This is a genomic window from Collinsella sp. OF02-10 (assembly GCF_003463445.1).
Lineage (GTDB): Bacteria > Actinomycetota > Coriobacteriia > Coriobacteriales > Coriobacteriaceae > Collinsella.
The window spans coordinates 27,214-39,605 of record NZ_QSCW01000007.1 but is presented as its reverse complement, the minus strand read 5'-3'; the positions used below and the strand labels follow the sequence as shown (position 1 = coordinate 39,605).

At 59.0% G+C, this 12,392-nt stretch carries 15 protein-coding genes; 3 read left to right on the top strand and 12 right to left on the bottom strand.

Going from position 1 to position 12,392, the window contains the following annotated elements:
* Positions 1 to 7: 7 nt before the first annotated feature.
* The 4 genes from DXA43_RS04920 to DXA43_RS04905 form a co-directional block, all read right to left on the bottom strand.
* A complete protein-coding gene (locus tag DXA43_RS04920) occupies positions 8 to 667 on the bottom strand; it encodes an SGNH/GDSL hydrolase family protein (protein WP_117584214.1) in 660 nt (219 codons plus the stop codon).
* A 78-nt stretch (positions 668 to 745) separates the two neighbouring features.
* On the bottom strand, positions 746 to 1,879 hold the full coding sequence (locus DXA43_RS04915; RefSeq protein WP_117779349.1) for a TIGR02452 family protein: 1,134 nt from the start codon (positions 1,877 to 1,879) through the stop codon (positions 746 to 748).
* 140 nt (positions 1,880 to 2,019) lie between these two features.
* Positions 2,020 to 2,715, bottom strand: coding sequence for a Bax inhibitor-1 family protein (locus tag DXA43_RS04910; protein WP_117806427.1), 696 nt, complete (start codon positions 2,713 to 2,715; stop codon positions 2,020 to 2,022).
* A gap of 80 nt (positions 2,716 to 2,795) precedes the next feature.
* Positions 2,796 to 3,134, bottom strand: a complete 339-nt coding sequence (locus DXA43_RS04905) for a hypothetical protein (protein WP_117854961.1) — start codon at positions 3,132 to 3,134, stop codon at positions 2,796 to 2,798.
* A 250-nt stretch (positions 3,135 to 3,384) separates the two neighbouring features.
* On the opposite strand from DXA43_RS04905, the gene DXA43_RS04900 reads away from it, so the two are divergent.
* The 3 genes from DXA43_RS04900 (at position 3,385) to DXA43_RS04890 (ending at position 5,942) form a co-directional block, all read left to right on the top strand.
* Entirely contained in the window at positions 3,385 to 4,434 is a 1,050-nt protein-coding gene (locus DXA43_RS04900; RefSeq protein ID WP_117779351.1) for an inorganic phosphate transporter, read from the top strand.
* Between the two features lie 67 nt (positions 4,435 to 4,501).
* The gene (locus DXA43_RS04895) at positions 4,502 to 5,125 is read left to right on the top strand and encodes a DUF47 domain-containing protein (protein WP_055251695.1); all 624 of its coding nucleotides are present in this window, start codon (positions 4,502 to 4,504) and stop codon (positions 5,123 to 5,125) included.
* Between the two features lie 286 nt (positions 5,126 to 5,411).
* Positions 5,412 to 5,942, top strand: coding sequence for a nitroreductase family protein (locus DXA43_RS04890; protein ID WP_117806426.1), 531 nt, complete (start codon positions 5,412 to 5,414; stop codon positions 5,940 to 5,942).
* A 165-nt stretch (positions 5,943 to 6,107) separates the two neighbouring features.
* Here DXA43_RS04890 and DXA43_RS04885 read toward each other — a convergent pair whose 3' ends face one another.
* The 8 genes from DXA43_RS04885 to pstC form a co-directional block, all read right to left on the bottom strand.
* Positions 6,108 to 6,785, bottom strand: coding sequence for a DivIVA domain-containing protein (locus tag DXA43_RS04885; protein ID WP_117806425.1), 678 nt, complete (start codon positions 6,783 to 6,785; stop codon positions 6,108 to 6,110).
* A gap of 61 nt (positions 6,786 to 6,846) precedes the next feature.
* A complete protein-coding gene (locus tag DXA43_RS04880) occupies positions 6,847 to 7,092 on the bottom strand; it encodes a YggT family protein (RefSeq protein ID WP_227790178.1) in 246 nt (81 codons plus the stop codon).
* A 57-nt stretch (positions 7,093 to 7,149) separates the two neighbouring features.
* Positions 7,150 to 7,872, bottom strand: a complete 723-nt coding sequence (locus DXA43_RS04875; protein WP_055251691.1) for a cell division protein SepF — start codon at positions 7,870 to 7,872, stop codon at positions 7,150 to 7,152.
* A 60-nt stretch (positions 7,873 to 7,932) separates the two neighbouring features.
* The gene (locus tag DXA43_RS04870) at positions 7,933 to 8,670 is read right to left on the bottom strand and encodes a YggS family pyridoxal phosphate-dependent enzyme (RefSeq protein WP_117806424.1); all 738 of its coding nucleotides are present in this window, start codon (positions 8,668 to 8,670) and stop codon (positions 7,933 to 7,935) included.
* A gap of 119 nt (positions 8,671 to 8,789) precedes the next feature.
* Entirely contained in the window at positions 8,790 to 9,647 is an 858-nt protein-coding gene (locus tag DXA43_RS04865) for a PhoU domain-containing protein (protein ID WP_117800724.1), read from the bottom strand.
* Positions 9,648 to 9,739: 92 nt separating this feature from the next.
* Positions 9,740 to 10,543 carry a phosphate ABC transporter ATP-binding protein PstB gene (pstB, locus tag DXA43_RS04860; RefSeq protein WP_117806423.1) on the bottom strand — a complete coding sequence of 268 codons (804 nt, stop codon included), beginning with the start codon at positions 10,541 to 10,543 and terminating at the stop codon, positions 9,740 to 9,742.
* 12 nt (positions 10,544 to 10,555) lie between these two features.
* On the bottom strand, positions 10,556 to 11,461 hold the full coding sequence (gene pstA, locus DXA43_RS04855; RefSeq protein WP_006234250.1) for a phosphate ABC transporter permease PstA: 906 nt from the start codon (positions 11,459 to 11,461) through the stop codon (positions 10,556 to 10,558).
* A 3-nt stretch (positions 11,462 to 11,464) separates the two neighbouring features.
* On the bottom strand, positions 11,465 to 12,391 hold the full coding sequence (pstC, locus tag DXA43_RS04850) for a phosphate ABC transporter permease subunit PstC (RefSeq protein WP_117776690.1): 927 nt from the start codon (positions 12,389 to 12,391) through the stop codon (positions 11,465 to 11,467).
* Position 12,392: the final 1 nt, after the last annotated feature.

Sequence of the window (12,392 nt, the reverse complement as noted above, 5' to 3'; positions counted from 1 at the left end):
GGTCGCGCTACTCACCGAGCATCTCTTGGAGCTTGGCTGCCACGGCATGTCCCAAGCTCTCGTGGCTTTCGGGCATCATATGCAGATAGTCGATATCGCCCGGCTCGGCAAACTCGGCGGCATTCAAAAAGTCGCAGCCAAACTGCTCGGCCACGTGCGCATAGTACTCGCCAAAATGTTCAGATGCCTCGACGGAACGCTCGTCAAAATCGGTCATATATACATCGGCGATCTGCGGCTTGATCTTGATAGGAGCCATCAGCAGGATGCGCGGGCAAGGCGCAGCGTCGGTCCACGGAAACGCGCGGACGGCGCGAATCAGCGCCATGGCGCCACGGGCGATATCGGAAGCTGTCACGTTAAAGACCGTCTTACAGTCGTTGGTGCCCAGCATGATCACAATGGCGTCCAGCGGCTTATGAGCCTCGAGCAGCATCGGAAGCGCGCGAATGCCGTTGAGGTTAGTGTCCAGATGGCACATGTCGTCGCGTACCGTCGTGCGGCCGTTGAGGCCTTCTTCAATTACATGCCAGCCCTCGCCTAAGTCACGTTGGACCACGCCACACCAGCGCACATCCTGCGCATAGCGCACCGCGGTACCGTCGCGCATGCCCGCCGGATCGTAACCATAGGTGTTGCTGTCACCAAAGCACAGAACGTTTTTCATCGTAAGCTCCCCACTCAATAAAAAGCCGACAGGAGCAGCCTCTCCCGTCGGCTCGGTATATCGCATCACGAGCACCGTTTACAGATACTTGCGCCAGTCGTCGTCATCCTCGTCATCCTCGGCAGCGGTCTGAGCCTGCTCGGCGGCACGGGCGGCTGCGGCGCGGGCGGCAACCTGAGCATAGGACTCCTCGTTTTGCTCGGGGAAGTTTGCCAGCACGTGCTCGAATTTGGCGAAGTCCTCGTCCCAGCGCGTAGAGGGCACGGCAAAGAAGACCTGCTTGACCTTGAAGTCGCCCGATGCGAGCTCCTTGCGGAAGAGCTCGGCCACGGCCTCTGCGTCAAAGCCGTTGTTCTCGCAGCCCCAAGCACCCAGTACGAGCTTCTCGCGGCCAAGCTCATCGCAGATAGCAAGCACAAAGCGAATGCGGTCGCGCAGGGCGTCAAGCAAGGCATCGTCGCTCACGCGGTACTCCTGGCGAGCACGCTTGGCGTTGGGTGCAGCGGCGACGATCACGTCGGCATAGGCGTGCACATGCTTGCGCTCGAAGCGCACCGCGGGCACCACCAGCGCACGGTTGCGGTACAGCTCACAGTTGATGTTGCGGCGACGGTTCTCACCGTACCATTTACGCTGCTTATCGAGGACGTTGTACAGATACGAATCGGCGCACAGCGTGGCCTCCTGGCCCAGATAACCCTGAATATATCCACCGCCCGGATTGGTAAACGAGGCAAAGGCGAGCACGGCCATGTCGCAGAACTGCGCATAGCCGCGACCGTTATCGAGGATTGCCTGCGTGGCGGAGGCATCAAGCACAGTGACCTCGGGCAGGACCGGAGCGGGCTCCTCAGCAGGCGCGGACTCAGCTTCGGCGATTTCCTCGGCAGGCTCCTCGACGGGCTCGGGCGCCGCCTCGGTCTCGGGCGCCGCCTCGACCTCGGCAGTCTCCGCGTTCTCGACGTCCTCGGCGACCTGCTCTTCGGGGGCCACAGCAGTCTGAACCTTGGCCTTCATCGCCGCGACAAAGCCGGCGGGCATGCCGTCAAACTCGCGAACACCAGCAAGCGAACGCTCGATATCCTTGGCGCAGGCCTCGGACACAGTCATCACATGGCGCTCGGCGGCCTTGGCACGGGCCTCGCGCTTGGGATTGGGCTGACCCGCTCGGTTGGACCTGCGGTTACGGTTCCTGTTGTCGACGTCTGCCATACATGGCCACCTTTCCTGTCGCTGCCGCTATCGGCTTTTCCCATCCATGATACCCCGCCGCGCACAAAAAAGACGGCCCCGAAGGACCGCCTTTCGCGTCGTTTTACCGTGTCCGGCAGGAAGCATCGCAATGCCGCGTTTTAATCGCGACGGCCGAGGATGTTCAGGATGCGTAGGAACACGTTGATAATGTCCACGAACAGATTGGACGCCATGAGCACCGCATTGGGCAGCGTAGGCGGCACCGTCGTGGCCACATAGGTGTCGTAGCCAATAAAGCCGGCAAACACCACAATCACGATCAGGTCGGTGATGGACTGCGAAACGCCCATGAACATCAGCACGATCTCGACCAGAATCGTGGCAAGCAAGATGCCAAAACCAATGCCATACACACGCTGGAAGAACTTGGGGAAGGTCACGCCCAGCGCACCAAAGACAAAGGTGATGGCGGCCGTGGCGATAAAGGCGGTGTTAATGGTAGGCAGGTCGTAGTTGGCAAGACCAAACGACGCCGTCAGGCCAAAGGTGCTCGCAAAGACCACGTAGCCCACGAGCGACAGGCCCACGGACTGTTTGCTGGCAGCAGCCGACATCATGACCATGCCAACGATGGTCAAAATAAATGAGCCAAAGACCAGCGGCAAAGCGGCGCCGCTCATCATCATGCGCGCAAATGACATGGTGCTCGTAAAGTAAGCACCGGCGCCCATGGCGCAAAAGCCCAAAAAGATCAGAGCAGACATGACAAGGTTGTACGCGCGCGGCGACATCTCCTTGGCACGGCTTGTGCCGGTCTCGATGGGGCCATTCTGATAGCCCTGGATATCGTTCATACTTTCGTCCTTTCAAAAAGCACCGCGACGGCGCCGTAGCTGACAAGTTTCCTGCCATTGTACCCGAACGCCACGCGTTCTTACCTGCGGCGCTCGCCCTCGAGCGTACGATCAAAAGCCCAGACCCACCAACGCATCACGTGCGCCTGCGAGCCGTCCGCCCGCTCACGCGTTTGGTCCTCTAGATACAACTCGGTCGCATGTCCGCCAAAACGTACCTTATAGGTTGCCGTACGAATGCCGTGAACCGTCAGGCCAAAACCGGTGGACGAGACAATCTCGTCAATCGTAAAGCAGCGACCGTCAACCCAGCAGACGGTAACCGGCACAACCTGTCCGCCCGCGAGAATGCGAGCCACGACGTCCACATACTGCTTGTGCACGCGCCGAGTTTTGCCGTCTGTCTGTCGATATTCCATGGCCCCTATTATCGAACGCATGTTTGCATGTTGTAAAGCGAACAGACTGTGGTTTTGGAGTGTCGGAGCAAACGCACGCGTCCGCATGGCGTGTTAGCAAAAAGAACGACCGCGGTCAACAGGGCTAATATTCAATTTTAGTACCAAAAAATTCACTTCTCCCATCAGAACTCCGTAAAGAAACCCGCAGGAGGTGATACGATTTATCATGTTTTTGTAACGAGTCTGCAAATATCGAGAAAGCCCATATATGGACGTAACGTTCTCAACCTTCCTCGGCCAGCTTGTGTCGAACCCAGTCCTTGCCGTCACCGTGATCCTCGCGCTCGGCGCCATCTTCGTCAACGGATGGACCGACGCGCCCAACGCCATCGCGACCTGCGTCACCACGCGCTGCATGCCCGCCCGCGCCGCCATCCTCATGAGCGCCGCATTCAACTTCTTGGGCGTGCTCATCATGACGCACTTTAACGCGAGCGTCGCCAACACCATCTCACATATCGTCGACTTTGGCGGAAACAGCACCATGGCACTCGCGTGCCTCTGTGCGGCGCTGTTCTCCATCGTCGTCTACGGTGCTACGGCATCGCGTTTTGGTATCCCCACTTCGCAAAGCCACAGCCTCATCGCCGGCCTGACCGGAGCTGCTATCGCCCTCGGTGGTGCCAACAGCGTCAACATTCACGAGTGGATGAAGGTTATCTACGGCCTGGCGCTCTCCATTGGCCTGGGCTTTGTCATGGGCTGGATCCTGTGCAAGCTCGTCTCGATTCTTTTCGCCGCCGCCAACAGGCGACGCGCCAACGTTTTCTTTAAATATGCTCAGATTGCGAGTGCCGCGGCCATGAGCTTTATGCACGGCGCGCAGGATGGACAGAAGTTCATCGGCGTGCTCTTTTTAGGTGTCGCCTTCGCCAACGGCCAGACTAGCGTCGGCGACGCCGGCATCCCCATCTGGATCATGCTGCTGTGCTCGGCCACCATGGGCATCGGCACCAGTGTGGGCGGCGAGCGCATCATCAAGTCCGTCGGCCAGAGCATGGTCAAGCTCGAAAAGTACCAGGGCTTCTCCGCCGACCTGGCGGGCGCCGCGAACCTGCTGCTTGCCACCCTTACCGGCATCCCCGTGTCCTCCACGCACATCAAGACCTGCGCCATCATGGGCGTCGGTGCCGTCAAACGCCTCTCGGCCATCAACTTCGGCGTCGTCAAGGACATGATGTTCACCTGGTTCTTCACCTTCCCCGCCTGCGGACTCATCAGCTTTGTCATGGCCAAGCTGTTCATGATGTTCCTCTAGCCACACCGAGCGTCCATCCGGACCGCAAAACTTCGCCCACCCGTCTTCGCCTCGAAAGGACCCACTCATGGCAAAGAAACCCGATTCATTCTACTTTGACAACTACGTCGCCTGCGCCGACCTTGCCGTCCAGGCCGCCGAGCTGCTTACCAAGATTTTCGAGAACTTCGATCCCGCGAAGATTCACGATATGCTCGACAAGATGCACGCGATCGAGCATGCGGCCGACAAGAAGCACCATGAGCTTGAGGACGCCCTGCTCACGGCCTTTATCACCCCGCTTGAGCGCGAGGACCTGGATCTGATGAGCTGCTCGCTCGACACCGTGCTCGACCGTATCGAGGGCGTCGTGCAGCGCGTCTACTTCACCAACATCCAGAGCATCCATCCCGACGCCATCGTCATCGCCCACAAGGTGACCGACGCCTGCCGCGCCATGAAGGACCTGATGGTCGAGCTGCCCAACTACCGCAAGTCCAAGACGCTGCGCGAGCTCGTCATCCAGATCAACACCATCGAGTCCGAGGCCGACGAGCTCTATATCAACGCCATGCGTAACCTGCACGTTAACGGCAAGGACCCGCTCGAGGTTATCGCCTGGCGTGACGTGTACGCCTTCCTGGAGTACTGCGCCGACTGCTGCGAGAATGTGGCCGATGTCGTGGATTCGATCGTCATGAAGAACAGTTAATTGGGGGTACATGTCCCACCTGTCGCGGGCCCGGCCACTAATAACCTTTTTCACTCCGGCTGCAAGCAGAGTCGTTCAAAAGGTTATTAGTGGCCGGGCCCGCTCCCTTATGCACCACCATTGGGAACTTTGGCTGATAGATTTAGCGCGATGGGGGTTTGGCTGAAGGGACCTATGGTACCCGTTCGGACACTTTGGCCCTTGATGAGCGTTTGGCTGATTGCTGCTTTGGGTATTGTTTGGGTTACTTTGGGTTTGTTTGATTTTTAATTGTTGGAGGGCTTGTATGTCTTATTTGGATCTGGCTCGGTCTCGGTATTCTTGTCGCGAGTTTGAGAATCGTTCTGTTGAGCAAGCTGTGGTGGATGCCATTGTTGAGGCTGGGCGCATTGCTCCTTCTGCTTGTAATAATCATCCAACCCGTGTGATGGTGCTGGATACGTCTGAGCTTCTGGAGAAGGCTGCTGCTTGTCAGCCTCGGTTTGCTCGTGATGGGTCTATCTTTGGAGCTCCGCTTGTCTTCCTTATTTGCAGCGTTACCGATGATGCTTGGGTACGCCCGTATGACCAGATGAATTCCAGTGAAATCGATACGTCCATCGTGTGTGATCAGATGATGATGGAGGCCACCGAGCAGGGCCTGGGAACGTGCTGGGTATGCCATTTTAAGCCTGAGGTGGCAGAGGAGCAGTTCAATCTGCCCAAGGGCGTCTATCCCTATCACATGCTCGTCTGTGGCTATCCCGCCGACCACATCGCCGATCCCGAGCATCGCGAGGCCCGCACCATTCCCCTCTCCAACTTCCTCCTCAAGTAGTTTTTAGACATACCTTAAAATCTACCTTTTACCACGCGCCCTTCGCCGAGTTCTGCCCTATCGCATGCAGAGCTCGGCGTTTTGTTTCCCAACCCTTATACAGCCACAAAAAAGGAGCCCGCAGGTGCGAGCTCCTCTTACGGACACTAGATTGTAGTTCTGGTGCTAGTCCAGGTCGTCGGCGGCAAAGTTGTCGATCGGGGCGAAGGGATCGGCCACGGGGACAACCGGATCGGCGACGGGCAGCGGCTCGGCGGCGGGAACGGTCACCGCGGGAGAAGCGGCAGAACCGACCGGCGTGGAGGCCATGAGGTCGGCCGGGAAGGAGTTCTGGGCGTCGTCCATAAAGTGCTGGATGAGCTTGAGATACTCGGCCTTGAACTCCTCGCGGGAAGCCTTCAGACGGTCGATTTCCTCGAGCTCGGCCTGCTTTTCGGTCAGAGCCTGGCGGATGACCTCGCGGGCCTTGGCGTCAGCCTCGTTGCGGATACGCTCAGCATTCTCGTTGGCATCGTTGACGATGGTCTCAGCGGTCTGCTGGGCAGCGATCAGGGCAGCGGAAATCTGGCGCTCCTGAGCGGAGAAGTCAGGGGCGGGAGCAGCCACGGGGGCGGCAGGAACGGCTTGGGCGGTGGCATCCTGAGCCTGGGCAAGCTGAGCCTGCGCATCGGCAAGCTGCTGCTCGGTAGCAGTCAGACGACCCTTAAGGTCGACGATCTTAGCGAGCATAGCGTCAACCTCGGAGGACAGTGTCTCCAAGAAGACGTCGACCTCGGCAGGATCGTAGCCACGCTTGGCCTCAGAGAAAGTCTGAGCCTGGATGTCTGCAGGGGTAATAGCCATAACAAGTCTCCTTTTTCATCGCCTCGGCGCTACACGCCCGACGTAAGTTACTAAGTCAGTTCTACACGAGTATACCTATAAGAAGCTGCAGAACCAGCCTCTGCACCAACTGCAACGCAATAATCGCAACGACCGGCGAAAAATCGATACCGCCCATCGGCGGAATGAAACGACGGAACAGGTTGAGCCACGGACCGCACACGCTATCGAGCACCGCAGCAATATCCTGAAGTAAACCACCCTGCTTCATGGGAATCCACGTCATAAAGCAGTAGACGACAATGAGCGTGGAATAGAAGTTGAACAGCGTGTTGACCAGCTGGACGATAGTGTAGATGTTGATGGGAATCTCCTCGTCTTGTCTTTACTTAAGGTAGCCGTCGGCACGAAGCTTCTTGAGATCGGAATCTTTGACCTCGCAACCGGCGGGCAGCACCATGAACACGCGGTCGCCTACCTCCTTGACCGTGGCGCCCAGACCGCAGGCAAAGCCGTAAGAGAAGTCCAAGACGCGCTTGGCAACTTCGGTGCGTACGCCCACAAAAATCAGTGCGACAGGCTGCTTGGTGCGAACGCGGCGCACCACGGTCTCCACGTCGTCATAGCTCTCGGGGCGCAGGACATAGGCCGGCAGCTGCGGCGTGGCGTTGATGATATTGCTCGCATAGGCCGAGGCATCGCTCGGTGCAGGCGCGGGTGCAGCGGCGGCACGGGCGCGGGTGTTCTCGGCGTAGCTCGACGGCGTGTCATAGGCACCAGGACGATAACCGCTCGCAACGCTGTCCTGCGAGCGCGAAGGCGGGTTATACGTCGTGGCATGGCGGGAGTCATCGCCGACCAGCTGACCGGAGCGCGTATACACGGCAACCGACTCAGCTTCACCGCGGCGCGTCTGACCAAGCAGGCCGTTGCTCGGCTCGTCTTGGGTGTAGAAGCCCTCGCCCGAAGCACCGCTGTAGCCGTTGCCCTGATAACTATCGTCATAGCCGTCATCGTAGCCGTAGTCGTCGTCCTGGCCATAACCCTGGTCGTAACCCTGCTGGCCGCCCAGGTGCATCTTATTTTTAATCTCGTCAAGGAAGCCCATGGTTGTGTCCTCTCGCGGTTTAGTGCAGGCGCCCCGATAATCAGTGCGCACTTCAGAGCCTTATTTTACTGCAAACTCCGGGCTAAATACTACCCTGCCCAGGCGAACGAGCGTAGAGCCCTCCTCAAGGGCAGGCTCAAAGTCCTCGCTCATGCCGCAGGAAAGCTCAGGCAGGTTCAAATCGGGATGCGCCGCCTCCAGCTCATCCCTCAGCTCACGAAGCCCCGCAAAGGTGCGGCGTGCCACATCCTTATTCCCCCGGGGCGCCATAGTCATAAGCCCCTGTACGCAAATTCCCTCAAGTTCCGCAAGCTCACCCGCGGCGGCGCGAATCTCATCGGGCGAAAAGCCTCCCTTCGACTCCTCACCACTCACATTGACCTCGATGAGCACACGCTGGGGGCCGGCGAGCTCGCCTGCCTCAATCTTGCGGACAGCACGGCTCGAGATCGCCTGTGCCAGATGCAGCGAACCCACCGAGTGAATCAGCTCGGCTGAGCTCAGCACCGCATTGATCTTATTGGTCTGCAGGTTGCCGATCATATCGAAGCGCACCTCGGGCAGCTCCGGATGCTCCGCCAGACCCGTGAGCTTGCGAACCAGCTCCTGCGGGCGGTTCTCGGCAAAATGGCGATACCCCGCTTGGATGGCGGCAACGGTCTCATCGACACCAACGGTCTTGGACACGGCAATGAGGCCCGCGGCGTCGTGGGGGCGGCCCGCGCGATCGAGCGCCGCATAAAAACGTTCCAGAATCTGCTCGCGGCGAGCGCGCATCAAGTCCAAATAGTTATCCATTGCTAATCGCCTCCGCTGACAGCCAAACAAGTAGTCCCATGCTAACGCAAGAGCGCGGTCCCGCATGTGCAAGGCCGCGCTCACTTAGGTATTTACAATCTTTCGACGAACGGGGTCACTTACTCCTCGTCGTCCTCGCCATCGTCCTCGTCCTCAAGATGATCGAGCAGGTAGCGAAGACCCTCGCTGACCTCGTTGGCGGGCACCTTGGCAACGTAACGCGCGTCGACGGCGGGCCTCATGATAACACCCTCGCCCGAAGGCACGCGCATGCTCTCGAGCTCATCCTCGTCCACACGGGCGATATCGCCGGCGTTCATACGCTGACCAGTCAACAGGAAGGTCAGACGGCAAGCGGCATCGATGGAAATGGAAGCGATGCGATCGAGGTAGCGCGAAACCATGATGGCGCGGCGCAGGTCGTCATAGTTGCTGTCGTCGTCCATAAAGTCGCCCGTATCCATACGGTTAAAGGTGCGGAAGAACTTCTCGTAGGCAGCGTGCACTGGCTCGTCCTCGACGGCCAGGTTGCAGATGATGGACATATCATTGGTGACGAGCGCAGAAAGCGAAGAGCCCAGCACCTGGTAGACGGCCTCAGCCTCGGCCTCAACCGTGCCGACAAGCTCCTTGGGCAGCGAGATGTCGGCCTTGATCATATGACGCGTGGCACGGCAGATCTGACGGACCTTATCGGTCATGCGCTGCAGGTTAAAGTCGACATAGATGATCGTCTGAAGCAGGCGGAAGTCGGAGGCGACCGGTGACTGCGTGGCGATCAGGTTGTAGCAGACGGCCTCCAGGTTGGCGCAGCGCGCGTCAATCGAAAGCGTGCGCTTCTTGGTCTTGGTGGCGAGCTTGCGGTCGTCGGTCACATAGGCCTTCACGGCATCGTGGAGGGCCAGATCGACGGCCTCATAGATGCTCAGCATCTCGTGACGGGCCTCGACGAGCTGACGGGAAAACAGTTTGCGCATGGTTCACTCCAATCAGTTGGGTGCGGTCATGCCGCCCGCACAGTGAATACGCACCGGACTAGGTCCGATCGGCTTGGGACTAGTCGCACCGATCAGCCAAAGCGGCCGGTGATATAGTCTTCCGTCCGCGAGTCCACCGGGCTGGTGAAGATCGCGTCGGTTTGACCATACTCGATGAGCGTGGCGGGCTCGCCGGCAACTTCTTGCAAGAAGAATGCGGTGTAGTCGCTGATACGAGCTGCCTGCTGCATTGAATGCGTGACGATGATGATCGTCATCTCGGGCGCCAGCTCGGCCATCAGATCCTCGACCTTAGAGACGGACGTGGGGTCGATGGCGGAGCAGGGCTCGTCCATCAGAAGGACATCGGGCTGCACCGCAAGCACGCGCGCGATGCACAGACGCTGCTGCTGACCGCCCGAGAGCGCCAAACCATCCTTGTTGAGCTGATTGGATACCTCTTTCCAGAGGTTGGCGCGCTTGAGCGATTCTTCCACGATGTCATCGAGGTCGCTTTTGCTAGTCACGCCCTGCAGACGAGGGCCAAAGGCGACATTCTCGTAGATGGATTTAGGAAACGGGTTGGGCTGCTGAAAGATCATGCCCACGCGACGACGGAGGTCGACCGGGTCGACGCCCTCGACATAGATATCATTGCCGTCGAGCGTCATGGTGCCCTCGACGCGCGTACCCTCGATCAGATCATTCATGCGGTTGATGCAGCGCAAAAACGTCGACTTGCCGCAGCCCGAAGGGCCAATGAAGGCGGTGATGGCGTTTTTGGCGATGTTGAGGTCAAGCCCCGTCAGCGCATGAAAGTCACCGTACCAAAAGTTGAAATCCTTGGCCGTGATGGCCGCTTGCTCCAGCGTGGGAGCGGACTGATAAACGGACATGGGACTCCTTAACTAGCGACGCTTGCGCGACAGGAAGCGCGCAAACAGGTTGAAGGCCAGAATGATCACCATCAGCAAGAGCGCGGTGCCGTAGGCTGCGTTCATGTTGATGCCATCGTTGGCAAGCAGGTACAGGTGAACCGTCATGGGGCGGCCGGAATCGAGCGGCGAAATAGGTAGATTGATGGCTTGGCCCATGGTGTAGAGCACCACCGCGGTCTCGCCAATGGCGCGGCCGATGGCGAGGACGATGCCCGTGGCAATACGGCCAAAGGCAGAAGGAAGCACAATCTTGGAGACAACCTGCCACTTGGTGGCGCCCAGGCCGTACGCGCCCCAACGGATATAGCGCGGGACGGCGCGAATGGCCTCTTCGGTGGTGCGCATGACGATGGGAAGCATCAAGAGCGCGAGCGCCAGAGCGGCCGAGACCATCGAAAGGCCCAGGCCCATGGCCTCGACAAACAAGGCGTAGCCAAACAGGCCCATAACGATGGAGGGCACCGAGGCCAAAGCGTCAGCAGCGTAGCGAATGAGCTCGACGACCTTGCCCTGCTTGGCGTACTCGGCCAGATAGACGGCTGCCAGCACAGCAATCGGCGTGCAGATAAGCATGGCGAGCGCCGTCACATAGACGGTCGAGACGATCGTGGGCCAAATTCCGCCCTCGGCGTTGACGCCCTGGGGCCAACCGAAGATAAAGTCGAGCGAGATATGCGGCAGGCCGTTAATGACCACATAGGCAATGATAGCGACAAGCACCAGCGTGGTGATGTATGCCGCGGCACGGAACACGCCAAGCATGATCTTGTTGGACAGGTCCTTGTTGATGCGGCCCTTCTTGCCATGGGAAAGGGCACGCTTGATGCGCTCGCGCGACGAGGTCGTATCGACCGTCGTGTCAACGGAATCGGACATAGCCTACCCCCTCTTCTTCTTGGAAATCAGACGGACGATGCCCACCAGCGTGGCGGAGATGATAAACAGGACCACGCCCATGCCGAACAGCGCCGAGCGGTGCAGACCCGAGGAATAGCTCATGTCGAGCGCGATCTGGCTCGTGAGCGTCGAGATGGGGCTCGCAATGCTGTCGGGAATAACCGGGGCGTTACCCACGACCATGAGCACGGCCATGGTCTCGCCGATGGCACGGCCCATACCCAGCACGATGGCATCCACGATACCCAGCTTGGCGGCAGGTAGCACGACCTTATAGATGGTCTGCCACTTAGTAGCACCCATGGCATACGATGCCTCGCGAATACCCATGGGAATGGAATTGAGGGCATCGATGGTGAGCGTGGTGATGGTAGGGACGATCATGATGGCAAGCACGAACCACGCCGTCAGCGCACCAAAACCAAGACCACCGGTCAGTTGCGCGATAAACGGACGGATGATGATCATGCCAAAGAAGCCATAGATGATAGAAGGGATGCCGGCCAACAGGTCAACGGCAGGGCTGATGAGCTTGCGCACGCGCTTGCTGGCGATCTCGACCAGATACACGGCCGTGCCCACGCCTAGGGGCACACCCATGGCGAGCGCACCGACGGTCACCAGACCCGAGCCGGCAAGCAGCGACACGATGCCGTAGTGGCCCTCAGAGGGTGCCCACGTAAAGCTAAAGAAGTCCGCCAGACCGATGTCGGTAAAGACGGGCAGCGCCGAGTACGTGGTAAAGACAAAAATCAGGATGACGGTAACAACCGCCAAGAACGCGCAGGCAAAGAAAATCCACTGCAGCGCCTTCTCCTTGATATAGGTGCTGCGCGATACGAGCGCCAGCTCGCGCTTCTTGGGCGCCTGAGCATTCTGCTCAGTCTGGGAGTTTTCCTGTGCTTCCATG

Coding starts and splice junctions, on each gene's coding strand:
- DXA43_RS04885 (WP_117806425.1), bottom strand. CDS start 6,785: ATGGCTATTACCCCTGCAGACATCCAGGCTCAGACTTTCTCTGAGGCC.
- DXA43_RS04895 (WP_055251695.1), top strand. CDS start 4,502: ATGGCAAAGAAACCCGATTCATTCTACTTTGACAACTACGTCGCCTGC.
- DXA43_RS04865 (WP_117800724.1), bottom strand. CDS start 9,647: ATGCGCAAACTGTTTTCCCGTCAGCTCGTCGAGGCCCGTCACGAGATG.
- pstB (WP_117806423.1), bottom strand. CDS start 10,543: ATGTCCGTTTATCAGTCCGCTCCCACGCTGGAGCAAGCGGCCATCACG.
- DXA43_RS04900 (WP_117779351.1), top strand. CDS start 3,385: ATGGACGTAACGTTCTCAACCTTCCTCGGCCAGCTTGTGTCGAACCCA.
- DXA43_RS04875 (WP_055251691.1), bottom strand. CDS start 7,872: ATGGGCTTCCTTGACGAGATTAAAAATAAGATGCACCTGGGCGGCCAG.
- pstC (WP_117776690.1), bottom strand. CDS start 12,391: ATGGAAGCACAGGAAAACTCCCAGACTGAGCAGAATGCTCAGGCGCCC.
- DXA43_RS04905 (WP_117854961.1), bottom strand. CDS start 3,134: ATGGAATATCGACAGACAGACGGCAAAACTCGGCGCGTGCACAAGCAG.
- DXA43_RS04920 (WP_117584214.1), bottom strand. CDS start 667: ATGAAAAACGTTCTGTGCTTTGGTGACAGCAACACCTATGGTTACGAT.
- DXA43_RS04890 (WP_117806426.1), top strand. CDS start 5,412: ATGTCTTATTTGGATCTGGCTCGGTCTCGGTATTCTTGTCGCGAGTTT.
- DXA43_RS04910 (WP_117806427.1), bottom strand. CDS start 2,715: ATGAACGATATCCAGGGCTATCAGAATGGCCCCATCGAGACCGGCACA.
- pstA (WP_006234250.1), bottom strand. CDS start 11,461: ATGTCCGATTCCGTTGACACGACGGTCGATACGACCTCGTCGCGCGAG.
- DXA43_RS04870 (WP_117806424.1), bottom strand. CDS start 8,670: ATGGATAACTATTTGGACTTGATGCGCGCTCGCCGCGAGCAGATTCTG.
- DXA43_RS04915 (WP_117779349.1), bottom strand. CDS start 1,879: ATGGCAGACGTCGACAACAGGAACCGTAACCGCAGGTCCAACCGAGCG.